Origin of the sequence: Streptomyces europaeiscabiei (genome assembly GCF_001550375.1) — a bacterium.
In the GTDB taxonomy this organism is placed as follows: Bacteria; Actinomycetota; Actinomycetes; order Streptomycetales; family Streptomycetaceae; genus Streptomyces; species Streptomyces europaeiscabiei.
Genome location: NZ_LRTR01000907.1, coordinates 1 through 23,286, shown reverse-complemented (window position 1 = coordinate 23,286; position 23,286 = coordinate 1). Strand labels below are relative to the sequence as shown.

Genomic DNA, 23,286 nt, shown 5'->3' with positions numbered 1-23,286 from the left:
GCAACCGGCCGACCCGGACCCTGGTGCGCTGGTCGGCGCGGCTGGCCGCCTACCGGTCGTACCGCGACCCCCTGTCCCGCGACGCGATGCGGGCGATGGGCGTGGACACCGCGCGCGACGAGGTCTACCCGGACCTCGCCTTCGCCCTGCCGACACCGCCGACGAACACGTCTTCGGGCCCGCCGGGCCTGGTATGTGTCGGCGTCATGGACTTCCACGGCGGCGACGACGACCGCGCCCGGGCCGACGAGATCCACCGGCGCTACCTCGACGGGACGACCCGCTTCGTCCGCGCGCTGGTCGAGGACGGCAGGCCGGTCCGGCTGCTCACCGGCGACGAGTGCGATGCGCCGGTGGCGGCCTCGATCCTCGACGCGGTGGACTCACCGCTGGTCACCGCTGCCGAAGCGGCCTCGCTCGCAGACCTGATGAAGGAGACGGCGGCGGCCGACACCGTGGTGGCGACCCGGTACCACAACCTGGTCTGCGCGCTGAAGGCCGGCACGCCGACGCTCGCGCTCAGCTATGCGGCGAAGAGCGACGCGCTCATGGCCCGGATGGGGCTGGACGCGTACTGTCACCCGGCTCGCGAGGTCGACGCCGACCTGCTGTACGAGCAGTTCCGGACGCTGGAGAAGAGATCGGCGGAGCTGCGTCGGACCCTCACCGAGCGGAACGAGATCGCCGCCCGGCAACTCGAGCACCAGTTCACCGCCTTGACCGCGGCTCTGTTCCCGGCAACCGACCACGCCCACGCTCGGCAGGAGACTCCTTGAAAGCGACCGAAGTCCCGGCGATCACCGGCGCCTACCTCTTCGAGCCCACGCCGTACGCCGACGAGCGCGGCTCCTTCTGCCGCACCTTCGACGCCGCCGTGGTCCGCTCGGTGGGCCTCGACCCGAACGCCTTCGTCCAGGACAGCCTGTCCCGCTCGGTCAGGGGCGTGCTGCGCGGCCTGCATCTGCGGTCCGGCGCCGGCGAGGCCAAGCTGGTGCGGTGTTCGTACGGGAAGATCTTCGACGTCGTCGTGGACCTGCGGACGGACTCTGCGACCTATCGCAACGTGGCCTCCTTCGAGCTGTCCGGCGAGACGCAGGTGACCCTGTACATCCCGGCGGGGTGCGCGCACGGCTTCCAGGCGCTGACCGAGTCCGCCGACACCTCGTACCGGATCGACCGCCCGCACGATCCGGCCGAGGACGTGACGATCGCCTTCGACGACCCGGAACTCGCCATTCCCTGGCCGCTGCCGGTCACATCCATGTCGAAGCGGGATCGGGAGGCGCCTAGCCTCGCCGAGGTCCTGCAGCAGAAAGAGAGTTGAGGTCGACGTGGACACCGAACCCACCGAAGAGCTCCTCCTGCCCCGGTCGCGGACGGCGAACGAGCGGCTGCACACCCTGATCCCCGGGGGCGCGCACACCTACGCCAAGGGCGACGACCAGTACCCCGAGGATCTGGCCCCGGTCATCAGCCACGGCCGTGGTGCCCACGTGTGGGACGTCGACGGCAACCGCTACGTCGAGTACGGCTCCGGGCTGCGGTCGGTCAGCCTCGGCCACGCCCACCCACGCGTGATCGAGGCGGTGCGACGGGAACTCGACCGCGGCAGCAACTTCGTCCGGCCGTCCATCGTGGAGGTCGAAGCAGCGGAACGCTTCCTGGCCACGGTGCCGACCGCCGAGATGGTGAAGTTCGCGAAGAACGGCTCCGACGCCACCACCGCCGCGGTGCGCCTCGCCCGCGCCGCCACCGGGCGCCCGCGGGTGGCCATCTGCGCCGACCACCCGTTCTTCTCCACCGACGACTGGTTCATCGGCACCACGCCGATGTCCGCCGGCATTCCGGCGGTGACCGACGAACTGACCGTGGCGTTCCCTTACGGGGACCTGGCCGCCACGGAGGAGTTGCTCACCCGGTACCGGGACGAGGTCGCCTGCCTGATTCTCGAACCCGCCACCCACACCGAGCCGCCGCCCGGGTACCTCGCCGGCCTGCGCGCGATGGCCGACCGGCACGGCTGCGTCCTGGTCTTCGACGAGATGATCACCGGCTTCCGCTGGTCCGAGGCTGGCGCCCAGGGCCTGTACGGCGTCGTACCCGACCTCTCCACGTTCGGCAAGGCGCTGGGCAACGGATGCGCCGTCTCCGCGCTGGCCGGGCGCCGCGATCTGATGGAGCTGGGCGGGCTGCGTCACTCCGGCGACCGGGTGTTCCTGCTGTCCACCACGCACGGTGCGGAGACGCACTCCCTGGCAGCCGCGATGGCCGTGCAGACCACCTACGTCGAAGAGGGCGTCACCGCGCGGCTGCACGCCCTCGGCGAACGGTTGGCCGCCGGTGTCCGCGACGCCGCGGCCGGCATGGGCGTCGGCGACCACGTCGTCGTCCGGGGCCGGGCCAGCAACCTGGTCTTCGCCACCCTCGACGAGAACCGGCAGCCGTCGCAGGAGTACCGCACCCTGTTCCTGCGCCGGCTCCTCGCGGGCGGGGTGCTGGCCCCGTCGTTCGTGGTGAGCAGCGCACTCAGCGACGCCGACATCGATCACACCGTCGACGTGGTGGCCCAGGCCTGTGCGGTGTACCGGAAGGCACTCGACGCCGCCGACCCCACCCCTTGGCTGGCCGGGCGGCCGGTGAAGCCCGTGTTCCGCCGATTGGCGTGACGTGGGGGGCGGGGCGGGGCATGGTGTGGCGTCAGCGACGCTCCGGCGGACCGGCGTCGGCCATCCGGTCGACCAGCCACGCGGTCGCCGGTGTCACCGCCAGCGCGGTGCACCAGCCGCCGAGGACGTCGGTCGGGTAGTGCGCGCCCAGCACGACCTGCGCCCAGCCCATGGCGGCGCCCGCGACCAGCGCCGCGGCGAGCACCAGGAGCGTGCCGGCCGTCCTGCCGAGGCCGAGGCGGCCGGTCGCGAGCAGCGCCACCACAAGGGCGAGCGCGGTGAGGAAGGCGGTGTGCCCGCTCGGGTAGGACAGGTTGTCGTCGCCGTGGATGGTGCGCCCCACCAGGTGTTTGAGCAACGTCGCCGTGCCCACGGTCATGGTGGCGCCGGCGACGACGAGCACCGCCGAGCGACGCCGTCCCAGCAGCAGACAGCCCGTCACGGTGGCCACAACCAGCGTCGCCGCTCCCACGGGCTCCCCCAGGTAGTCCGTGGCCAGAGCGACGTGCCGCCACGGCGCCCCCACACCGTCCACCGCCGCCCAGATCCGCGCGTCCACCCTGCCGGGCTCGCTGTCGCCGGCGTACAGGACCCCGACCACGACGACCGTCACCGCGGCGAGGGCCGCCATCAGCCCGAGCCACGCGCGCAACGACGGAGGCAGCACTGCGGGCCCCGACCGGCCGGTCACGCTCCCACCGCGTCCGGTCGACCTGTGCTTCGCCGTGATCGTGGGACGTTGTTGCGGATCTTGACTTCCCGAGGCGGGGTGAGAGCGCGGCCCTTCATCCGACCGGTGGGCAGCCATGAATCAGTGGCTCCCTGTTTCCCCTGCTCCAGGTCCTCCAGATGTTTCCGGACGACTCCGGCGACCGTAGGTCCGGGCACCCCAGGGCCTCCCCCAAAACCTCCGTGTCCCGTCAGGACCTCGGCTCCCGCGGGCAGTTCGGAACCGACGTTGTCGCGGCGACCACCGCCCAGGCCGATCAGCGCGTGCACTGCCCGCCGGCTCCCGCTTGGACCCCCTGCTCGGTGACGGTCGAGCCGAACACCCCGCTCCTGACCGAGACCGACTCCGGTCGACGTGACACTCGGCTTCCGCCGACGCCAACTGCCCACCAACGCCCCCTCGTAGCTGGCTTGGCCCGCGCGGGAACGTTCAGCCCGTCCCTACCTGCCACCCTAACCAACAAGGCGGTCGCGGCACACACACCTCCCCTCCCCCACAATCTTGGGCACTTGATGCCTACGGCGCGAGCTGGCCCGCTCTTCCTCATGCCGAAGGCGAAACGGGAACGAATGCGGAGATCGTCACCGAACCAATGGACCAGCGGAGGCACCTCACCGGATCCGCCGTGAACGCGGTGCTGGAGTCCGCCACAGGCGTCTTCGCCGTGGTCGCAACTGCCCCAACCACGCATGCCGGCCTGGTCGACGATCTCGACGACATCGCCAACGCGTGCGAACACCACCACATATGGCTGTACACATCGACGGCGCCTACGGCGGAGCAGTCCTGGCGGCGCCCAGCGTGCGGCATCTCTACACCGGCATCGAACGCGCCGACAGCTTCATCGTCGATCCACACGAAATGGCTCTTCGCCCCCTACGACTGGTGCGCGCTGCTCTACCGGGGCCCGACCTCGGCGCGCCGCGCACAGTCAGTCGGCGCACTATCTCGACGCCATCGACCGCGATGACCACAATCCGGTGGACCTGAACATCGATCCCGAGTTGCCCGTCGCGCTCTTCGAACGGCCCGGGGGGCCCGCAGGACTACGCGTCATGGTCCGCCCGGGCTGCCGAAACGGGCGCCGTCCTGTGCGTGCCGACACCATGGAACGGCGCAACGGTCAGATGGCCAGGGCTGCGGCGGGTGCGGTCGCCGAGGAAGAGGTAGCCGCACTCGTCGCAGCGGGCGGCCACGGCTCTGGACTGCTTCAGGCTGTTGATCGCCCTCTCCACGGCGTTGCGCTGCCTGGAGGCGAGCGGTCAAGGGCCGGTCGCCTGCCGCCTGGGCTGCCGCGACGCAGCCGATGACCCTACTGGTCCGCCGGGACGGCAATCGCCGCGCGGATGCGGCGTCGGCGCAGGCGATCTCGGACCGCGCGCAGGGCGGAACGTGTTGGTCGGCTGTCACGCCGGTCCCGGCGCGGGCTGCGCGAGACGTCCAGGCTGTACACGCCACGAGCATGCAAGGACGGCTTGTGTCCCGGCTACCAGGTGGGGGGCACGTCGGATCCGAAGCCGCCACCGGCCGGGCGCTTTTCGAAGTGGAGATGAGGGCCGGTGGTATTACCGGTCGAGCCGACTTCTCCGATCTTCTGGCCGGCTCTCACGGAACCCCCGTTCACCGTCTGCTCGGAGAGGTGGCAGTACCAGAAGTCGAATCCGCCGGTGCGCAGCACAAGGAAGCGGCCGAAACTGCCGTCGTGCCCGCTGCGGACTATGGATCCGCTGCGCACCGCGACGCATGGCTTGCCCTCCGGAGCGGCGTAGTCCGCACCGGTGTGGTAACCCAGGCTCCAGTGAGGCCCCTTCTTCCGGTGGGGGGTGGTGACGCCGTGTCCCGGTACGGGAGATGCGACGCGCTCACCAGGAGCAGTGGGCGTCGCCGTCGGGACGCGGAGCCGGTCCCAGGAGGTCTTGCCCGGAATGCCGTTGGCATCGGCCCCTTCGAACCTGAGCTTGCGCTGCCATGCGGCGTACGACTGTTGATCCACGTCGGTCCACTCAGGACCAGGACCCGTCCGGTATTTCCCGCACCCTTCCGCCACCAGGCGTTTACCCATCGCGTTGATCACGGGACTACGTTGTCCCTTGTGGAAGAAGGCCGCTCCTGGGAAGGGCGCCAGCGCAGGCATAGCCTTCCCTCCCTTCAGTAGGGGGCCGGGGCACGATGCGGATTCGCCTGTCGACCACGCGAGATGTCACCGTACCGGCGCCAGATGTGGTTGATTGCTGCCGCATTGTTCGCCACCGGATCCTGGATTCGGTCGGACGTGCCCGCCTGATATACCTCTCAGCGAACGTATCGGGAATCACCTGGGCGTAGCCGCGCGAGCAGTTGGGCCGTTGCGCTTGGCACGGTCTGGCTGAACCGGGCCCGTTGCGTTTATGTCGTCCCGGTTCACCGCGTTCAGCTTGAAGGATGACCCTCGGAATATGAGTGTCAAAATGTTCGCTCCGTCGCCAACCCCGTGGCCCAGTTCCTCGGTGCAAGGGTCCTGTCGCATGGCCTGCTCGGCAAACGCGCGGGCCGTGGCCTCATCGATGGACACTCCCGAGTTTTCGAGAAGCGCACGGAACTCTCGGTGATGGCCCCGGGATGGCCGCAGTCCACGACCCACCCGGCTCTCGCACCGAGTTCGGCCAGTGAGGAGCAGCCGGGGAGTCCATCGGCAGCCAGGCCGGTGAGTCCCGGCATGCGCTGCCAGGCCGCGTAGGCCGATCTCGTCTGCTCGCCGAGAAACCCGGGGGTGGCGCCTGCGGGGATTCTCATTCCGACTGCGAGTGAGCGCCGTCTGAATGGCCTCGGCCTCATCGTTGCGCTTGTCGAAGTGCACGTTGGAGAGAGCAACCATTGTGCCTCCTCAGAGCGTTGGAGGCCGGTAATGGAATGAGCCTGCCGGTCGGCTCCGCAAGCGTCCTTCCCGGAAGGTTCTCACCTTCCAGGACCGTGCGCTGCTTGCCGTCACGGTCGCTCTGTTTCCACCATGCGCCCGATGGAAGTCGCGCGCAATCTCGGCAATCTGCAGGCATTCGGGGTCTCGGACGATCAGTCCGTCAATGCGCTTGGACTGTGTGGTCCTTGCTGTGCGAGCAGTCCCATGTGAGGTAGGCCGGGTGCTCGTTCCGTCGCGGACGCCGTCGAATGTACTGCCGTCACCGTTGTCGAAACGCGAGATCCGCCGTCAGCCGTAGCGACGCTTCTCCACCATTGTTTGGCCCTTGCTCGTGCTCGTCCTCGTACATGGCGTTGAGCACCAGCGGCGCCCGATCCCCTTCGTCTACCGCCCCGGGACCCGTCCCACCCACCCATTCACCTTCCTTGTTCTTCCTTCTGTAGGGCGTGGTACGGGGGCGTAGAGGGATGTAGGGGGCGTAGAGGGATGTCGGTGGGGTGTCGGCCTCCCGGCCAGGGCCTGACCGGCAGGGTGACCTTCAGGTTCACTGGACGGTGCGGCAGAGGGCGCGGGCTGTGTCGGCAGAGTTGCGGGAGGGGCTACGCGCCTGGCCCACGGAGGTGTTGTCGCTTCGTGACCGTGGTCGCGCCTTCGTGGTCGGCGCTCTGCCGTGACGCGGCCTGCCGGCCTGCCAAGGAAGTACGAAGGGGCGCAGGCCAGTCCTACGGCGCGAGCCGGAGAAGCCCGGGGATCTTGCCGGACGACTGGGGCCACCGGGCTGCCGGGCTGCGTGACGGCCGTTTCATGGCTGCCGGAGTGAAGAACATCGCGGCCGGCCCCCACTGCGATGCCCGCGGCTGTGTCGCCCGTCAGCCTTGCCCGGTGCGCGGTGTCCGAGGCTCCCTGAGATTTCGTCGGACCTGCCAGACGTTCAAGGTCCCCTCTTTGAGGAGTAGCTTGTAGCCCTCGGCGCTCGTTTGAACGGGTGGATTCCCAGCCCAGCATTCCCACCCAGCACCGGGCCGACCTCCCAAGATGCGTCACGCCAGGGACGGTCACATCCTTGATACAGGGGCTAGGCGCGCCAGACGCTCCTCGCGCACCCGGGGCCGGTCGGGCCCGCACACGGGATCCTTGACCGCGCTCTCATCCACAAACCGCCGCCATCCACAGCAGCCCCCGGCGGGTCCGAGCGAACAGGTGGAGAGCCATGGACGAGCACGGCGGCCACACACACCACACAGACGGACACCCTGAACCAGACGCCCCTGCCTTCCATGGCATGGCGGTGGTGGGCAGCGGAACCCCCTTCCTCTCCCACCTGCCGATGCCCGGAGCACCGCACAACGAGCAGACGATCATGCAAGCTGCTTTTGGTGCTGCCCACAGCGCGTATCGAAACGACCGCAAGGCGCACCCGGAAGCCCGGCTCTACACCTTTACCCCCGAGGTGTTCACGCTTTCCGACCTCTACCCCGGCGAGGCTGGCGAACCGCCCGCCCGCACGTCGTTCACCGGGAGTCTGTTCCGCAACCACTTCGAACAGCCGGAAGCCCACCCCGAGATGCCCGTCGAGATCGCCTCCGGTGTCGTGGTGGAGGTGGCCAATGTGGTCAACCACCACAAATTCACCGCGGCCGACCAACAGCCGGAGGAGTTGACGTACCTCCTGTTCGGCAAGGGGCCCGAGCGGTTCCTGGCGCATTGGATCACCGGCCCGTTCCAGCCCACGAGCCGTCAGGAGTTCGATCACCTGATGACGGCCGATGTCCAGGGCCTGGAGGTGTCCGACGACCAACTGCGCCATGGCATCAAGGTCACCGTGACCGGTCGCCCGGACGAGCCCGCCGGGAAGCTCAGGGAACGTGAACGAGCGGCTGCCGTCGCTGCGGTCAACGGTGGGCAGGTCACGGTCGAGGTCGAGGCCGCCACAGAGTTGTACTTCGAATCCGGCGAACTGACACCTCACTGACGCAGCGGCGCCCTCCGACCGTCACCAGGAAAGCCGGGGATACCAGTCGCCACGGCCTTGCGGAGTAAGGTCGAGCAGGTGCCAGACGGGGCTGAGCAGGTCGGTGGCCTGCTGACCGTCGCCGCCGGCCATCCGCACACGGGTGCTGTAGTAGTGGCGGACCGCGCCGCCCTCGTCGCGGGTGAACACCGACAAGGTGGCGTCCTGGCCACCGGCGGAGTCCTCACTGCCCAGGTCGTACTTGAAGCGGCTGGGTGCCGCGCTGAGCAGCCGCAGTCCCGTCCAGCCCCGTTCCCTGGCATACGCGCGCAGCGCGGGCAGTTCGGCGGCGGCCACGACGGCGAAGTCAAGGGTGCCGGCCAGGTGGTCGGCGACCGAACGGAAACCGTCGATCGACATCGTGCACGAGGCGCAGGGCCGGTCCTGTTCCTTGCCGTACATGAAGTGGTACAGCATCAGCGGCCTGTCAGGGCCGGAGAACAGCTCGCTGAGCCGGACCTCGCGCACCGGATCGTCCCCGGCTGCCAGGTCCGTCGGCCCCTCGTGGAACAGATAGTCCTCGACGACCGGGCCCTCGGGCAGGCGTCGCTTCAGCTCGGCGACGTGCTCGCGCTGGCGCATCATCTCGGTCTCCGCCCGGCGCAGTTCTTCGATGGCGGCGGTGTACTGAGCGGATTCGTTGCCGAGGTTGGTCACGCGCATGTTTCCTCCTCGTCCGTCGCCGTCCGGCGCGGCTCACCCGCCCAGAAGAACAGGTCGGCTCATCGCGGAGCGCCAGGCGCGCAATGCGGTTCACCTGAAACGACCAGTTGCCGCTCGTCCCCCGGACAACGCCTCGGAACACATGCCGGCACCGGGTTGCAGCGGCTCACCACTGGATTGCAACCACCCCAGATCGGGGGGACGATGGATGCGTCCCGCACGGCTGGGTCGTATCGCCGGGCTCAAGCAGGTGGCGAGCGGACTCTCAGCGTTGCCGCACCTCGTGAGGACGAGAGCGGTGCACGGCACCGGCCGGCTGAAGGAGAACCGTTCCGGGACGTCGTCATGTGCTCCGCGCCCAGCTGAGCCGGAGCAGCATCACGAGTCCTTCGATCCCGAACCTCTCGCCCTCACCGGGAGCTGACATGAATCTCGATGACGTCGCACGCTGCGAGATCCATCCCACCATCGGCATCGCCCGGGTGGGCAACAGCCCCGACGGCTTCTTCATCGGCTCGGAGGCCCCCGGGATCCCGTCGAGTCCGTCCGGCGGATTCAAGGACGCCGACGGGCGGATCAAGCGTCAGGCCGCCCGGTTCCGTGTGTACGCCTATGACCGGGACGGCACCGTCCTGGGCGAGCTCACCTCGGCCGAGGCGCAGATCGTCTGGACTGCCGAACTGGCCAATGCCAAGGGTGAGTGGTTCAAGTTCGCCGGGCGCTTCCATGAGTCCACCGCCGACTCCAACCGCCGTAATCAGCACATCGATCCCGCTGATCCCACCGCTCGGGCGCGGTTGGTCATCCGGCCGGGGCCGCGCAGTGTTGCCGGTCCGTCCCAGGACGGCACGGATGCCAGGTTCGACACCGGGACCTTCCTGGGCATCCCAGTACCGCTGGGTGAACTGCGCACCGACGAGGCCGGCCGGCTGCTCGTCCTCGGCGGCTTCGGCACCTCGGCTTCGGTCAAGCCCGCCAATCCACTCAGCCACTACGCCAACAACGACTCCTGGTTCGACGACGTCTCCGACGGCTCGGTCAGCGCAACCGTGCGGCTGGGCCCGGACGGGCGCCAGGTCCCGGTGACCTCGGCCTGGTGCGTGGTGGGCCCGCCCGATTACGCCTCAGCCGTACTGAGCCTGGTCACCCTGTATGACGTCGCCCTGGAGGTCGCCCGCGCATCGGGCGGACTGCCCACGCCGCCGGAGGTCTCCTTCACCCGCGACATCTACCCGCTGCTCGCCCGCCCGATCTGGTTCGCATGGGTCAACAAGAGTGCGCGACAGACGCACGGCGACCCTCGACGCAACTTCCTCACGCCGGGCCGTCTCGCCCGGCTGTCCTCGAACGCCCCGGAAGACGCCACTGCGCGTCAGATCGTCTTCAAGAGGTTGCGCAAGCCCGGACTGGTGGACGACACCAGCCAGGCAAACGCGGGGTTCATGCCCGTCCTGTCCGGCGATGACGGGGACGCTCAGCTCAACCGGCCACGGACGTGGCTGACGCTGTTGCCCGGCCAGTACGCGCGGATACAGCGCTGGGCCGCCGGTGACTTCCTGGCCGACTGGACGGGAGTACCCGCCCCGCTCCCGTTCGAGGCTCTCGAACCGACAGACCAGCCTCACGCCCTGGTGCAGGCCGCGCTGGAGACGGCGAGCGGCGGCGGATTCTTCCCCGGCATCGAGATGACGTACATCGCTGACCGGCAGTCCACTTGGGCAGCACCCTTCCGACTGCGCGAAGATCTGGTCGCCGGAGATGTCACCAAGTACATGGCCCTGCCCTGGCAGGCCGACTTCTACATGTGCATGGATCACTGGTGGCCGGCCTCCCGTCCCGATGAAGTCCTTCCCGAGCCGGCGCACGACGGGCTGGTACAGGACGCGGCAGCCGGGGCGTTCAAGGAGTGGGACCGCGGTGTCGGCGACGGTGAGAACAGCGAGAAAGGTATGAACGAGATGGTCGAGAAGTGGAGCACTCTCGGATTCATCGTCGCCCGGACCGTGCCGAACGGCGACGTGATCCTGGTCGAGACGGAACGGCCCGACCACGAGACCGCGTAGGCCGGGCAGAGGCGGGAGCCGCGCGTTGGACAGCGGCGGGCCGAGCGGCTGTGGGAAGAGTCGGCGCTTCGACGTTCTCGTCGCCGGCGCAGGCCCCGCCGGGTGCGCAGCCTCGCTGCCCCTCGTCCGGGCAGGGGCGAGCGTCGTCCTCGTTTCCCCGGCGAGTTGGCCCGACTGGCAGGTGGGGGAGAGTCTCGCTCCCACCGCCCGCCCGCTTCTCGAACGACTGGGGGTGCTCGACGGGCTCGCTGGCGCTGGGCACGCTTCCTGCTACGGCAACCAGGCCGCCTGGGGCCAGGATGAGCTCACTGCAGTGGATCACCAGCTCGGTCCGTACGGCGAGGGCTGGCATCTGGACCGCACCCGGTTCGACGCCGCCCTCCTGGAAGCGACCCGCGCCGGTGGTGCTCTGTGGCTCGCCGGACATGTCCGCGACGCCCGTCGGCATCGGAGCCACTGGCAGATCACCACTGGCGAGGGCGGTGTACTCGAGGCCGGTTGTCTGGTGGACGCCACGGGCCGAGCCGCTCGGCTGGCTCGACGCGTCGGCGCGGCACGCACCCGCTCCGACCGCCTGATCGCGGTCGCCGGGCTGTTGGGCCCGCCGAGGAAGCAGGTCGCCCACCTGGACCGCACGTCGCTGGTGCAGGCCACTCGCTGGGGCTGGTGGTACACCGCCCCGCTACCCGGTGGTGAGCGGATCCTCATGGCCATGACCGATGCCGATCTCCTCGTCAGCGTACGCCTGCTCGACCCGGACGTGTGGTGGACCCAGGCGCAGGGTGCCGGTCACATCCGGGAACGGATCGCCGGCTGGGAGCGACCGCAGCGGCGGCTGCACGTGCTCGCCGCCGGCTCGTCCTGCATCACTCCCGCGGCCGGCCCGGGCTGGCTAGCGGTGGGAGACGCCGCCACCGCCACTGATCCGCTAGCTGCCCGGGGGATCGTGACCGCGCTGGCCACCGGCCTGGTCGGGGCGCGGGCGATCCTGGCCACCTGGGCCGGTGACACCAATGCCATGGCGGCCTACGCTCGCCGTGTGACAGCCGTTCACGCCGAGTACCTGGAGACAAGGGCCGCACAGTACCGCCGGGAACAACGCTGGGACACCCCGTTCTGGAACCGTCGGCACTGAGCGGGGCAGTTCTCGGATACGGGGTCGGGTCGTCGCACCGTTCCGCCTCAAGCGGATGCCCAGGAACGGCGAGTTCTTCGAGCAAACGCGCCCTCGACACCGAGCCGAGCTGACAGCCCGCTGGGCCCTGGCCGCTACCACTCGTCGGAGAAGCGGTCGGCGAGTGCCTGGATCTCCGGGTCGTATGGCCAGCGTTCGGCGAGTTTCTCCACGGCAACCTGTTGCAGGCCCCAGTTGGAGTCGTCGGCGGCCCGCTCGCGTAGCAGCGCCTCGGTGACGGGGTCGGCGCGCCAGCCGCCTGCGAGTGCCCGGATCGCCGCGCCTCGACTGACCGTGTCGGTTTGGCTGGTGACGATTCGCCGGAGCAGCGCGCCGGTCTCTGCGTCGGCGCGCCAGCCCGCCGCCAGGTGGCATATGGCGCCCGCGCGCAGGTGGTCGTCGGGATCGGCGACGGCGAGCCGGCGCAGCAGGACGGCGGTCTGCGGGGTGTGACAGTTTGTGACGAGGGCCTGGACGGCGGCCCCACGGACGTGGGGCTCGGGGTCGTTCTCGGCACTGTCGCGTAACAGCGCGACGGTGTCGGGCTGTTCGCACCAGCCGGCTCCGAGCGTCCGTACCGTCGTCGCGCGGATGAACTCGGCGTTGTCGGCAACGGCGAGTCTGCGAAGCAGCGATCCGGTTTCCGGGTCGCTCCGCCATCCGGCGGCGAGGCCGAGGACGGCCAACTCGCGGGTCTGCGACTCGTCGTTGCCGTTGGCGACGCGGCGTAGCAGTGCCGCAGCGTCAGGATGGTCGGGCCAGACGGAGCCGACGGCCCTCAGTGCGGCCTGCCGCACCGGCTCGCTCGCATCGGACGTGGCGAGCTCGCACAGCCACGGCAGCGTTCGCGGATCGGTGTGCCAGCCCGTGGCCAGCGCCCGCACCGCGGCCACCCGGACCGTGTCGTCGGGGTGAGTTTCAGCCCGTTCGCGCAGCAGGATAGGGGTCTTCGCATCGGTGCGCCGGTCGACGACGAGGGGCTTCAGCGCGGTGTGTCGCGGATCCTCCGCAGGTGGTGGAAACGCCGACCGGGCCGCGGCAGGGCCGATGGGTCGGGTCTCGGCGCGGGCGAGCGCCCGCTTCGCGGCCGCTTGCACCCATGCCTCGCTGCCCGAGCCGACGGCGATCGAACGCAGTAGCGTCACGGTCTGCGGATCGTCGGGCCAGCCCTCGACGAGGATGCCGAACACCGAGGTCCGCAGGTGCGGGTCTGGATCGCAGGCGGCGCACTCGCGTACTACGTCCGCAGCGTCCGGGTCGCCCGGCCAGCCAGTCGCGATGCATTTCACTGCGGTGAGGCGGACCCAGGGGTCCCGGTCACCGGTCGCGCATCGGCGTACCACGGCGAACGTCTCAGGTTCGTTGCGCAGGCCTTCGGCGAGCGCCGCTAGCGCCCCCCGCCGGAGGTACGGGTCGTCGTCGGTGAGGCACCTCAGCAGCCAGTCTCCGGTGGATCGGTCTGAGCGGCGGATCATTGCGAACAGCCGTACCGAGCCGTACCGGACGTTTCCATCGGGGTCTGACTCAGCGAACTCGCGCAACAGTCCAGCGACCTGCGGATCGTCGGGCCATTCCTGGATGAGCGCCCGTAGCGCCTCCTCTCTGTCTGCGGGTGTGGAGCCGAAGACCGCCTGACTGACCAGGCTCTCGCGGAACTCTCTGTTGTCGCGCAACACCGCGGCGCCGACCCGCGCGGCTGGCGGCACCTCGAACCAGGCGAAGTTTTCCCCTTCCCTCATGACGCTCAGGAACTGGCCGCGCGCCAGGTACCAGTCGTGATATCGCCGACGGACGGTGGAGTTGCGTGCTCCGAGCCGACCGAGCACAGGCGGCAACGTCTCCACAACCGCGCGGGTGACCGGGGAACTGGGGAACGCCCGTTCTGTGACCATGTGCTCGATCAGCCCGATCACCGCGTTGACGACGGCGGAGCACTGGACGCGGAGCTCGCCGGGGTCACGGACCTCGCCGAGGCACCGAGCGGCGAGCACGATGTGGTGTGGCGTCTCGCCCGAAGACGCCCCGGGCCGCCGAACGAACCACAGCGGATCCGCCGCGAGGAGGTGATCGACGATCTGGCCTGCGAGGCGCGGTTCGACCATTCCCGCGACAAGGACGAGGGTTTCGTGCCAAGCGGGGTCGGCCCAGTGCTTGCCGTACACCTGATGAATGAGGGCATCCCCGGTCAGGCTGCGCTCAACGGTGAGCCGGTGCTGGATTTCCGCCGCGGCGAGGTACTCAAGGAGCGCACGGTGGAGGAAGCCGTACATCTGTGCGCCGAAGTGGCTGAGGATGCTGTTCCGCGCGCAGAACTCATTGAGCATCGCGCGGGCGAGCGCCATGGAGCGATCAGGTGGGAACCCATGGCTTTCGCGCAGGTAGCCATCGAGCTCCGCTGCCAACTCCCGGTCGTGCAGGAGGTTTCCGGCCATCCCGACTTGGCCGTCCTGCATCCGATGGGCTACGCGGCGCAGCAGCTCAAGCCGGTCACACTCACGAAGGCGGCCCGCGTCCTCGGCTACCCGCTCGTCGTGTGAGTATCGGCTGGGATCCCACTGCGCGATAAAGGCACTCACGGCTTGCTCGTACACCCCGCTCCGGTCCCGCGGCAGATCTCGGTGCTCGCCGCGGCGGGCCAGCATGGTGAGCATCAACGGGTTGCCGGCCAGTTCACCTGCCGCCTGCGAGTCGTCGATGGCCGCCAGCAGTCGATCGCGCAGGCGGGACGCCTCGGCCGGATGTGCCGGGAAAGCCAATCGGTACCAGCCGGTCACGAACGCGTCGATCTGTGCCCGATCGAAGCCCTGCAGCATGTATGTGCGGAAGCCCTCGCGTTCGAGCACCGCCCGCTGGTACCCGATCACCCGAGATGTCACCACGACACGGGCGCTCGGGTAGCGCTCCGCGAAACCGGCGATCTCGCCGGTGACTTCCTCGCGCAGTCGTGGGTCGAACAGCTCATCGAGCCCGTCGAAAATCACCACCGCGCGGCCACCGGCGCGCAGGTAGCCCTCGAGCACGTCTCTTGGCAGGCCCCGCCCGTCCGTGTGGTGCAGACGGTCGACGAGATCGAGGAGGGTATACGTGCGCCACCGCGGGTGGGCGTACGCGCGCAGCTCCACCAGGAGGGGCAGCGCCCCGGCGAGCGGGGCAAGGTCCGAGTCGCCAAGGTCCGGGTCGGTGTCCATCGCCTCCGCGAGCACGAGCGCGAGGTACCGGGCGAACGTCGACTTGCCCGCGCCCGGGTCGCCGAGCAGCACGATTCGCTGAGCGGACTCTTCGGCCAGAACCTGCAAGACCCGGCGGGCCGGGCGGTCACTGCATGCCCCCCGGACGCGGTCCAGCGATTCGACATCGCTCACCGCGGGCAGGGCGTACGGCAGCTCCCCCGCCGGCGGATCCGTCCGAACCGACGGGGCGACGTACACGTCACTCAGCTGGAGCGGCGGACGGCAGACCGGATCGCTCCCGGAGGCCAGGACTTCGACCTGCGCGTACCGCCGGCGCAGCCCCGCAAAGTACGCCTGGCGCGCGGCGTCGAACCCGCCATGGCTGTCCGCTGCCGGAGTACGAGCGTGCTGGCGCGCGTAGACATCGGCCAGCACAGGCAGATTCGGGACGCCCGGAACAGCAGGGTAGAGATGCCGGCGCGCCGCCTTCTGGGCGGCTTCCACGTACATCTCCGGTCGGGCCGCGCCGCGCGCGTGCGCCCCGCGCAGGCGTGACAGCTCCGCCCTCTCCGAGCCTCTGATGCCCAACGCGTTGAGGATCGCCTTGAGCGTGAAAGACGACGGCGGCCCCTTCTCGGGGTTCAACGCGTTGTTGACCGTCGCCTTACTGATTGCCTCATCAGCGAGTTCCGTCCGCCTGACGATATCGGCTTGGCTCAGGCCCTGACGGTCCATAGCGGCCTTGAGCCGCCTCTTCAGTTCCCTGTTGGCGCCCGTGTTGGGCTCTGCATCGGCCACCCTGCCCCCTGACCCCTTGTTGTTCATTCTTGTTCACGTGAACCCGGTGAACGCCTCACGAGCTGATTCTGTACTCGACCGGCCGGCCGATCCCGTCTGAATCGGCACGATCGTCTTGGAGGAGTACCGGAGATGACCACCGAACTGGCTCTGGCCAGCGCCCCCGTTCTGCTGGTGGGAGTGCTTGTGCTGCGGCGGAGCAAGGCCCAGTCGAAGGCGATGGGACTGGTCCGCGAGATCCGCGACTTGATCACGTTGCGCATGGTTCTGCGCGACGCGAAGCCCAATCAGCGCGAGAGGCTGCTCGCGGCACACCGCGAGTGGCGTGTCGAGCCGACCAGGAAGCAACGAGGCTGAGGTCCGGAGGGCCCGCCGTGATCGATCCCATCCCCATGGTGCCTGCCGTCGGCTGCCTTCGGCCCGGGAGGGCGATGTGTCGTGAGACATCGAACTGGTGGAGAACATAGGCGCGGCAACGCCCCGCGATGCTGCCGGTGGTCACCCACACCGGGGAGGGACAAGTGAGGGGGCGCCTACCGGCACCTGCGTGTTCCCGACGACGCTGGGCGGCCGTTGCGGGAGGAGCTCGCGCGCATGGTCTACGGCTTCGACGCGGTCGCACCAGCCCGGACCTGCGCGATCGGCTGACGGACGGCGAACTGCCGGAAATCCGGGCGACGGCCACCGGCCCGGCTGACACGCTGGCTCACATGACCGAGCCACTGACCGCTAGACAACGACTCGCCGCGCTCCACGACCATGCGGCCGTAAACGGTGAGGACTTCACCGGCCAGAACCTTGCTTCAGCTCGCACGTCGCGGCTGCGGTTCACCGGCTGCTCGTTCATCGGGGCCGATCTGCGCCACGCCACCCTGGACGGGTGTGGGTTCAAGTTCTGTGACTTCAGCAACGCAGACCTGCGCGGGGCTTCACTGCGCGAGGTCGGCCTGGCCGGATGCGATCTACGGGGTGCTGACCTGCGCGACACCGATCTGACCGACGCCAGGTTCGGAAGCGTGAACACCGGCGTGCCCCCGCTGGGGCTGACCAACGTCACCGGTGCCCGGTTCGAGGGAGCGTCCTTGCGCAACGTTCGAACGGAAGGCGTCATCGGGTGGACACCCGGGCACAGCGGAAACGAGTAGGGCCCGCTCAGAGATGGTTGGCCACTGCGGTCTCGCCCCTGGCCCATCCCGTCCGGCGGTGGTCCAGCCGCTCGTCCCATCCGCCGCCCTGTCGGAGAGGCCACCCATCGGTCTGCATCACTCTTGCTCCGGACGCTGAGCTGTGGCTGACTGGCAACGGCACCGAGGGGGAATGAGCATGGGCAACTGGGTCGTGATCGCGCAGTACTCCCACGGCGAGTCGTACAGGACCGAGTTCATCTGCCGTGGGCAGGAATCGAAGGTCCATGCACTGGAGGCACTCCGTGCTGCCCTCCACACGTATCTGCCGAGTAAGAACATCGTCGAGAAGCGGCGCCATGTGTACCGCTTCGCCGACCAGGAGTCCTATCTGGTGGTGATCAAAGGCAAGCTGACGGAGTGGGAGTGCACTCTGCGCATCGCGGAGCTGGTCTCGGACTCGACCAACCCGGCCGTGGCCAAGCGGGCCCAGTTGAAAGACCGCTCGGCAGAGCCGGCTCACGGGCCGCAGGACCGGATCCCGCCCGGCTCCTGAGCCTCCGACAGAACTCCGCGCAGGTCAGTCACCCCGCAGAAACCGCGGCCTTGTATTCAGCCGGGGCAACTGCGGTGCTCAAGCGACCAACTCAAGCACTCAGCAGCCAGATCAGCCGCTCAGCCACGGCCCGAATGACGCAGGACTCAAGTGGCCAACTATCGCTGCGCATGGCCAAGTCATGCTGAGCGTCACAGCGCCGCACTGGGGGGGAGGCCCTCCCTGCTGCCGGGCAGCGAACTCCATCCACGGACGATCCGATCGAAGGTGATCCCTCCAGACGCCGTGACCGGCACGGCGAACGTCCGTCTGAGGAGCCGTCAATGTCCCCGACCTCCGCCACTACGCCCGTTCGCCCCGATGGCCCTGGACGCGGTGCGGAATGCCTTCAACGACCTCCGGGCGGTGTCGGCCGACGATGCCGAAGCCTCAGCCGAGTTCGCGGCCCAAGAAACCGGAGCTGCCCCCGCTGCTCCTGAACCCCGCCGAGCGCGTCATCGTCCCTCTCACCATCCTGATCCGGGATGGTGAGAATGCCCCCAACGCGAGTTCGATCGCCCGGGGGGCGGCTGCCTGGACGCCCCTGTCCCCCGATGCGGTTCTGTCAGGACCGGGGCCTGCGGGACCGCCCGGCGAAAAAGCGGCGGCGTCCGTCATCCCGGAGTCTGCCTCGTTGCTTGCGCAGCTGCCGCTTCTTCTCCGCTTTCGACTTCTGCGTCCGGCCTCTTCCAGATCGGCTCCCAGGGCGGCGGTCCGAGCAGGCCGGCGCGCTCCTGGGCGACTTCGTGTGTCTGGGTTGGCACGCATCTCGGGCCGGCGTGCTCGTGGAGCTGGGAGGGAGGTGCGTCGTGTACCCGGGCGGCTGTGTATGCGAGAGCGGGAGTCGTTGACCGGCAGCTGTCCGTTGTCAGCCGTCGCGGTGCTGTGTCAGCCCCACGTGCCACACTGCCGCCCATGTCACTCGCTGATCTCACTCTCCACCAATGGCGGTCCTTCGACCGGCTCACCGCCCGCCGCACCGCCCACGAAACCGCCGACCGTGTGGGCGGCCGGGTGACACTCGTCGAGACGACGGAGCACCTCGGTGCCCCGCTGCACCGCGTCCGAATCGAGCGGAACGGGCAGGAATTCGCCCTGATACCCGGAGGCCAGGTCTCCCTGGGCTTTGATCTCGACAACTGGCAGCCGACCCCGGAGCAGGCCGCCGACTACGCCGAGAGCCTGGAGCAGGGCTTCGGCTACGGACCCGATCTACGGACCCACCTCGCACAGGTACTCAGCGCTCGCCGGAGCGTACACCTGGCCACCGTCCTCATGGCTGTGGAGGACGAGAATCTGACTGAGCCCCCTGCTGACATGCTGTCTGTTCTCTCAGCGCGTGGCCTGCGGATGCCGAGCTCCGACGAGTGGGAACACGCTTGTGGCGCCGGGGCAGAGACCCTGTTCCGGTGGGGAAACGACTGCCCCCGCGACCGCATCCCCTATGGGGACAGCACCGGCCCGCAGAACCAGCTCAACGCCTTCGGCCTGCATATCGCCTACGACACCTACCGCACGGAGCTGACGAGCGATGTCACTGCGGTCCACGGCGGTGACGGGGGCGAGTCCGTGTGCGGCGGCTACGGCCACATGCTGGCCTGGCTACCCCTGGCCACCGCCAACAGCAACGCTTCCATGGTCGAGTTCGTGTACGGACCGGACGGAGAGGACATGTACGAGGACTTCTCCATCCGACCGGTACTCACGCTCTGAGCCTTCGCGTGCATAGCAGCCCGGGTGAGCCTGGTCAGGGGCCCGCCCGGCTACCGAACAGTGGGTGAGGTCCAGCTCGCTGACGTCGTAGCCTCCTGCCGATACTCTTCCCAGGTCAGTCGTCGGGCGCGGTAGGGCTCGTCGCCGTGGATGGCCGCGAGGTTCACGCCGGCCTCGATGATGCAGCGGTACGGGCCGCGCGGACACTGTCGCTGGCTCTTCCGTCCCCCCGGACGGGCGAGGCCAGAGGCTTCAGGGGCTGTCCGACTTCGTGACACCCTGCGCGAGTTGGCCGACAACATCGAAGATGGCCTCGCCGAACGCGGTGGGTGCGATCAGCACGCCGAAGACCAGCACGATGACGACGGTCAACTTCTCGTCGAACCGGCTTCGGGCCTGCGTACGCCGCCTCAGCCGCACGACGATGATGACCGCCAGCAGCACCGCCACGTTGATCGTCAGAACCACCCGGCCAGCCCTCCCCGTCAGACACGAACGTCCCAGTCCAGGAGTAGCCCGAACCACTCCATGCGGTGGATCGATCACTGATCGTTGGCGGCATAACGCTTCTCCCCGACTGGATTTCGGGCCTTGACCAGAATCAGCAACGCACTGCACAGCCAAGAACTGGCCGGGCTGTCCCCCTTCAGCACTCGCGGCCGGCCCGTCTCCCTCTCGGAGTCGCGGTTCTGGTGCTGCCGCGGACTGCCCTGGTCGGCGGCTCCGGGCTTCTGCTCCCGGTCCTGGTCAGCCATGGCGCGGCGGTGGCCCGCCGCGAGCCTGAATTCTCAGGCCTGCCTGATGGGGATCACTTAAAGTACGTGTCATGACGCTGCAACTTGTTCAGGTGAACTTCAAGGCCCGGGACGACGCGGCGCTCGGCCAGTTCTGGGCGCAGGCGCTCGACTGGGGTGTCTCCAGCGAAGGACCCGGCGTCACCAACCTGGAACCCGTGGGCTTCGACTGGCCGGACCCGTCCGCCGTCTGCATCGATCTGGTCCGCGTCCAGGACCCGGAGACGGTGAAGTACCGCGTGCACATCGAACTCGCCACCACCTCCGACGCCCATCAGACGGAATTGGTGGCACGACTGAAGGAACTCGGGGCGACGCCCGCCGATGTGGGCCAGGGCGACGCGCCGTGGACGGTGCTGGCCGACCCGGAAGGCAACGTGTTCAGCGTCCTGGAGCCCCGGGACCTCTACCGGGACACCGGGCCGATAGCCGCCGTGGTCGTCGACTGCGCCGACCCACGGGCCATGGTCCGGTTCTGGGGCGAGGCGATCGACTGGACCGTCCACGAGCTGACCGACGACCACGCCCTGCTGCGCTCCGCCAACGGCGTCGGGCCGTATCTGGAGTTCCGCCGCACACCCGACGACGAGGTCGTATGGAACCGCGTCCATCTCGACGTGATGTCCGACCCCGTCGAGGATCAGGCGAGGGAGGTCGCCCGGCTCGAAGGCCTCGGCGCGATACGGGCCGACGTGGGTCAGGGTGACGTCTCCTGGGTCGTCCTGGCCGACCCGGCGGGCAACGAGTTCTGTGTGCTCGGCCGGGGCTGACTCGCAACTCCGTCCACGCCCTCATGCGGTACGGCAGTGCGCAGCGCCGGGCTCTGCCCTCCCCGGCCGCCAACTCCCGACAGCATGACCCACGCATACGGCGGACGAACGGCACGAATCGCTCCGGTCCCGCACCCGGCCTGGTGCGGGGACCATTGCGGTAGGGGTGCCTCGCCGGACACGGCGATACCTGCCTGGTGGAATTCGTCGACGGCTGCGTCTGTCGTGCCGGGCCGACTCCGACGACGGAGTGGTCCAGGCGTACCCGTGCGCGGAAGCCGGCTTTCACGACGTCCAGCGCGGGGGCACGAACACCGTGGTCCGTGGCGATTCCCAGCACATACGGGGATACTGCCGTGGTCCATGCGTGGGCAACCGTCGGCTGCCCGGACTTCCGACAGAGGGCGCCGGTGGGGGGCAGGTCCCCCTGCAATCGAGGGCAGGGAACGAAACCCACCCCCGCCTAGGAAGGCATCCAGCGGCTTCCCGTCCTGGTGCCTTGCCCCGGCCGGGACAAGGCACCAGGACGGAGCGGCTCCGCCGTCAGCGGGCGCTCGTGGTCTCGATGTCGGCGATGTGGTTGTACCGCTCCACCAGCACGAAGAGCTTGGTCTTCTGCGTCGTCTTCCCGCTGCCGAAGGTCAGGGTGACGACAACCTCATGGCCGTTACCCACGGTGCCGCTGTCGGTTACCGTCCACCTCGCCGGGACGTTCTGGGCACGCAGGACGCCGTCCGCCCCGTTCTTCTTCTCCCAGGCCGCCAGCCGCTTGGCGAAGCCGGGCGTCAGGTAGTGCTTGCGGAGCGCCGTGGCCAGCGTGACGTCCGGGTCCGTGTAATCGCCCTTCGCGTCGATGTACGCGCCGTAGAAATCGGCGACCCGGGTCACCACTTGGCCGGACGTGCCGCTGACCGACTGCGGTGCGGCGGTGGACGCCTTCACGGGGGCACGGACAGCCGCGTGTGCCGACACCTGCGTCGACACACAGAGTCCGACAGCCAGGACGAGGCCGGCAGCGACGGCCGCGCGGCGGCCCTGACGACGGTGTGCGGGGGACTTGCTGCTGTTCATGTGCGTCTTCCTTCTCTGGTTCGTATGTGGTTGCTCTCGGCCGATTCCGGCTTTCATGCCGAACTCGCCTGCCGACCCGTCGTCACCTCGTCCTCATCCGATTCGAGGACAGGACGACCCGACTGTCCGATCGGACAGGAGTCGCACCCTGGGTACTCGGACACACAAATTCCGCGGTACGCAGGCACAGCGGTGGTGTCGTTGTCATGCTGCTGCCGGGGCGATCGTTCTGCCTCGGCCGGTGCGACACCCAGAGCTTCGAAGACGCCGGGTATCCACGACAACAGCTGCCGTCCCACCTGCAACGTTGGAACCGTCCCAGCCCTGCTGAGCTGCGGAAACAAGGAGTGCCTGGGATGCCCTCCTGGGATGCGGAATCTACTCGTGGTGGTCGGCCGACCACCGGGTGCGGCTGACACGCACAGGGCAACGGTTTCCGACATCGCCGCCGCGTCGACGGCGGTGCAGCGCAGCAGCCCGCCGACGCGCAATCGAAGCGAGCGCACCCCGATCCCCGGCTGCGTCCGCACCGCCCATCCCGCCCTCCCACTCCTCAACTCCAGCCAGAGAGATGGACAAAAGCAGCTCAACGGGGATGTCAAAGGACGCACCACGCCCGAAAACCCATGGCGCCCTGGGCGAACCTGCGGACGCCCGACAGGCTCGCGCAACACCCAGGGCAACAGACAGGCGCAAGTACCAGGCCTCGGTCAGCGGTCCACTGCGGGACGCGGTCAGCCGCGTAATCGCACGCGACAAACCCGGCGACGTCGGCGATCATCCCCGGGATACTGGTCGCCCATGGATGAGGTCAAAGTCGTTGTCGCCCATTCCGAGCGCGCGACCCTACGCGTCGGCGACGTGTTCCTGAAGGTGGACGCCGATCAGGCGCGCATCGACGTCAAGGTCGAGGCGATGTCCCTCGCGCCGGTCCCGACCCCGGAGGTCCTGTGGCGCAAGCCGCCCGTGCTCGCGATCGCCGCACTCCCGGGGACGACACTCGGGCGCCTCGGCGGGCCGTCGACCGGGTCGTCGGCGGCATGGGCCG

General features: G+C 68.9%; 19 protein-coding genes and 3 pseudogenes. 13 read left to right on the top strand and 9 right to left on the bottom strand.

Annotation, left to right across the window (positions count from 1 at the left end; translation table 11 throughout):
- The 3 genes from AWZ10_RS45720 to AWZ10_RS45710 form a co-directional block, all read left to right on the top strand.
- On the top strand, positions 1–776 hold a 776-nt coding region (locus AWZ10_RS45720), incomplete at its 5' end, for a polysaccharide pyruvyl transferase family protein (protein WP_079104721.1).
- Positions 773–1,324 carry a dTDP-4-dehydrorhamnose 3,5-epimerase family protein gene (locus AWZ10_RS45715; RefSeq protein ID WP_060894190.1) on the top strand — a complete coding sequence of 184 codons (552 nt, stop codon included), beginning with the start codon at positions 773–775 and terminating at the stop codon, positions 1,322–1,324. The genes AWZ10_RS45720 and AWZ10_RS45715, both read left to right, overlap by 4 nt.
- Positions 1,325–1,331: 7 nt before the next feature.
- A complete protein-coding gene (locus AWZ10_RS45710) occupies positions 1,332–2,666 on the top strand; it encodes a glutamate-1-semialdehyde 2,1-aminomutase (RefSeq protein ID WP_060894189.1) in 1,335 nt (444 codons plus the stop codon).
- Between the two features lie 31 nt (positions 2,667–2,697).
- On the opposite strand, the gene AWZ10_RS45705 is transcribed toward AWZ10_RS45710, so the two are convergent.
- On the bottom strand, positions 2,698–3,357 hold the full coding sequence (locus AWZ10_RS45705) for a phosphatase PAP2 family protein (RefSeq protein ID WP_060894188.1): 660 nt from the start codon (positions 3,355–3,357) through the stop codon (positions 2,698–2,700).
- A 786-nt stretch (positions 3,358–4,143) separates the two neighbouring features.
- Here AWZ10_RS45705 and AWZ10_RS54965 point away from each other — a divergent pair.
- On the top strand, positions 4,144–4,386 hold the full coding sequence (locus AWZ10_RS54965) for a pyridoxal-dependent decarboxylase (RefSeq protein WP_234360786.1): 243 nt from the start codon (positions 4,144–4,146) through the stop codon (positions 4,384–4,386).
- A 56-nt stretch (positions 4,387–4,442) separates the two neighbouring features.
- On the opposite strand, the gene AWZ10_RS54960 is transcribed toward AWZ10_RS54965, so the two are convergent.
- The 3 genes and pseudogenes from AWZ10_RS54960 to AWZ10_RS54950 all read right to left on the bottom strand — a co-directional run.
- Positions 4,443–4,631 carry a hypothetical protein gene (locus tag AWZ10_RS54960; protein ID WP_060902924.1) on the bottom strand — a complete coding sequence of 63 codons (189 nt, stop codon included), beginning with the start codon at positions 4,629–4,631 and terminating at the stop codon, positions 4,443–4,445.
- A gap of 251 nt (positions 4,632–4,882) precedes the next feature.
- Positions 4,883–5,170, bottom strand: a pseudogene (locus AWZ10_RS54955) (M23 family metallopeptidase); the annotation flags it as partial.
- 114 nt (positions 5,171–5,284) lie between these two features.
- Positions 5,285–5,527, bottom strand: a pseudogene (locus AWZ10_RS54950) (peptidoglycan-binding protein); the annotation flags it as partial.
- A gap of 1,975 nt (positions 5,528–7,502) precedes the next feature.
- On the opposite strand from AWZ10_RS54950, the gene AWZ10_RS45695 reads away from it, so the two are divergent.
- Complete coding sequence (locus AWZ10_RS45695) at positions 7,503–8,264, top strand: hypothetical protein (protein ID WP_063809864.1); 762 nt, start codon at positions 7,503–7,505, stop codon at positions 8,262–8,264.
- Between the two features lie 21 nt (positions 8,265–8,285).
- Here AWZ10_RS45695 and AWZ10_RS45690 read toward each other — a convergent pair whose 3' ends face one another.
- Entirely contained in the window at positions 8,286–8,966 is a 681-nt protein-coding gene (locus tag AWZ10_RS45690) for a DUF899 family protein (protein ID WP_060894185.1), read from the bottom strand.
- Positions 8,967–9,391: 425 nt separating this feature from the next.
- Between AWZ10_RS45690 and AWZ10_RS45685 the strand changes: the two genes are divergently transcribed.
- Positions 9,392–11,029 carry a LodA/GoxA family CTQ-dependent oxidase gene (locus AWZ10_RS45685; RefSeq protein ID WP_060894184.1) on the top strand — a complete coding sequence of 546 codons (1,638 nt, stop codon included), beginning with the start codon at positions 9,392–9,394 and terminating at the stop codon, positions 11,027–11,029.
- A gap of 25 nt (positions 11,030–11,054) precedes the next feature.
- Positions 11,055–12,164 (top strand): NAD(P)/FAD-dependent oxidoreductase, encoded by a 1,110-nt coding sequence (locus AWZ10_RS45680; protein WP_063809863.1) that lies wholly within the window; start codon positions 11,055–11,057, stop codon positions 12,162–12,164.
- Between the two features lie 134 nt (positions 12,165–12,298).
- On the opposite strand, the gene AWZ10_RS45675 is transcribed toward AWZ10_RS45680, so the two are convergent.
- A complete protein-coding gene (locus AWZ10_RS45675) occupies positions 12,299–16,171 on the bottom strand; it encodes a HEAT repeat domain-containing protein (protein ID WP_060894182.1) in 3,873 nt (1,290 codons plus the stop codon).
- 132 nt (positions 16,172–16,303) lie between these two features.
- Here AWZ10_RS45675 and AWZ10_RS45670 point away from each other — a divergent pair, with 132 nt between their 5' ends.
- The 4 genes from AWZ10_RS45670 to AWZ10_RS45655 all read left to right on the top strand — a co-directional run bounded on the left by AWZ10_RS45670 (position 16,304) and on the right by AWZ10_RS45655 (position 19,603).
- Positions 16,304–16,528, top strand: a complete 225-nt coding sequence (locus tag AWZ10_RS45670; protein WP_060894181.1) for a hypothetical protein — start codon at positions 16,304–16,306, stop codon at positions 16,526–16,528.
- A gap of 353 nt (positions 16,529–16,881) precedes the next feature.
- Positions 16,882–17,316 (top strand): pentapeptide repeat-containing protein, encoded by a 435-nt coding sequence (locus AWZ10_RS45665; protein WP_060894180.1) that lies wholly within the window; start codon positions 16,882–16,884, stop codon positions 17,314–17,316.
- Between the two features lie 178 nt (positions 17,317–17,494).
- Complete coding sequence (locus AWZ10_RS45660; RefSeq protein WP_060894179.1) at positions 17,495–17,851, top strand: hypothetical protein; 357 nt, start codon at positions 17,495–17,497, stop codon at positions 17,849–17,851.
- 954 nt (positions 17,852–18,805) lie between these two features.
- Positions 18,806–19,603, top strand: coding sequence for a hypothetical protein (locus AWZ10_RS45655; RefSeq protein WP_060894178.1), 798 nt, complete (start codon positions 18,806–18,808; stop codon positions 19,601–19,603).
- Between the two features lie 252 nt (positions 19,604–19,855).
- Here AWZ10_RS45655 and AWZ10_RS45650 read toward each other — a convergent pair whose 3' ends face one another.
- Complete coding sequence (locus AWZ10_RS45650; protein WP_060894177.1) at positions 19,856–20,071, bottom strand: hypothetical protein; 216 nt, start codon at positions 20,069–20,071, stop codon at positions 19,856–19,858.
- 74 nt (positions 20,072–20,145) lie between these two features.
- Positions 20,146–20,358, bottom strand: a complete 213-nt coding sequence (locus AWZ10_RS52120) for a hypothetical protein (RefSeq protein ID WP_159058619.1) — start codon at positions 20,356–20,358, stop codon at positions 20,146–20,148.
- Between the two features lie 71 nt (positions 20,359–20,429).
- Here AWZ10_RS52120 and AWZ10_RS45645 point away from each other — a divergent pair, with 71 nt between their 5' ends.
- Positions 20,430–21,167, top strand: a complete 738-nt coding sequence (locus AWZ10_RS45645; protein ID WP_060894176.1) for a VOC family protein — start codon at positions 20,430–20,432, stop codon at positions 21,165–21,167.
- Between the two features lie 543 nt (positions 21,168–21,710).
- Here the strand turns inward: AWZ10_RS45645 and AWZ10_RS45640 are convergent.
- Positions 21,711–22,238 (bottom strand): hypothetical protein, encoded by a 528-nt coding sequence (locus AWZ10_RS45640; protein WP_060894175.1) that lies wholly within the window; start codon positions 22,236–22,238, stop codon positions 21,711–21,713.
- Between the two features lie 801 nt (positions 22,239–23,039).
- Here AWZ10_RS45640 and AWZ10_RS45635 point away from each other — a divergent pair.
- Positions 23,040–23,286, top strand: a pseudogene (locus AWZ10_RS45635) (aminoglycoside phosphotransferase family protein); the annotation flags it as partial.

Coding starts and splice junctions, on each gene's coding strand:
- AWZ10_RS45670 (WP_060894181.1), top strand. CDS start 16,304: ATGACCACCGAACTGGCTCTGGCCAGCGCCCCCGTTCTGCTGGTGGGA.
- AWZ10_RS45690 (WP_060894185.1), bottom strand. CDS start 8,966: ATGCGCGTGACCAACCTCGGCAACGAATCCGCTCAGTACACCGCCGCC.
- AWZ10_RS45660 (WP_060894179.1), top strand. CDS start 17,495: ATGGGCAACTGGGTCGTGATCGCGCAGTACTCCCACGGCGAGTCGTAC.
- AWZ10_RS54965 (WP_234360786.1), top strand. CDS start 4,144: ATGGCTGTACACATCGACGGCGCCTACGGCGGAGCAGTCCTGGCGGCG.
- AWZ10_RS45695 (WP_063809864.1), top strand. CDS start 7,503: ATGGACGAGCACGGCGGCCACACACACCACACAGACGGACACCCTGAA.
- AWZ10_RS45645 (WP_060894176.1), top strand. CDS start 20,430: ATGACGCTGCAACTTGTTCAGGTGAACTTCAAGGCCCGGGACGACGCG.
- AWZ10_RS45655 (WP_060894178.1), top strand. CDS start 18,806: ATGTCACTCGCTGATCTCACTCTCCACCAATGGCGGTCCTTCGACCGG.
- AWZ10_RS45640 (WP_060894175.1), bottom strand. CDS start 22,238: ATGAACAGCAGCAAGTCCCCCGCACACCGTCGTCAGGGCCGCCGCGCG.
- AWZ10_RS52120 (WP_159058619.1), bottom strand. CDS start 20,358: ATGGCTGACCAGGACCGGGAGCAGAAGCCCGGAGCCGCCGACCAGGGC.
- AWZ10_RS45685 (WP_060894184.1), top strand. CDS start 9,392: ATGAATCTCGATGACGTCGCACGCTGCGAGATCCATCCCACCATCGGC.
- AWZ10_RS45665 (WP_060894180.1), top strand. CDS start 16,882: ATGACCGAGCCACTGACCGCTAGACAACGACTCGCCGCGCTCCACGAC.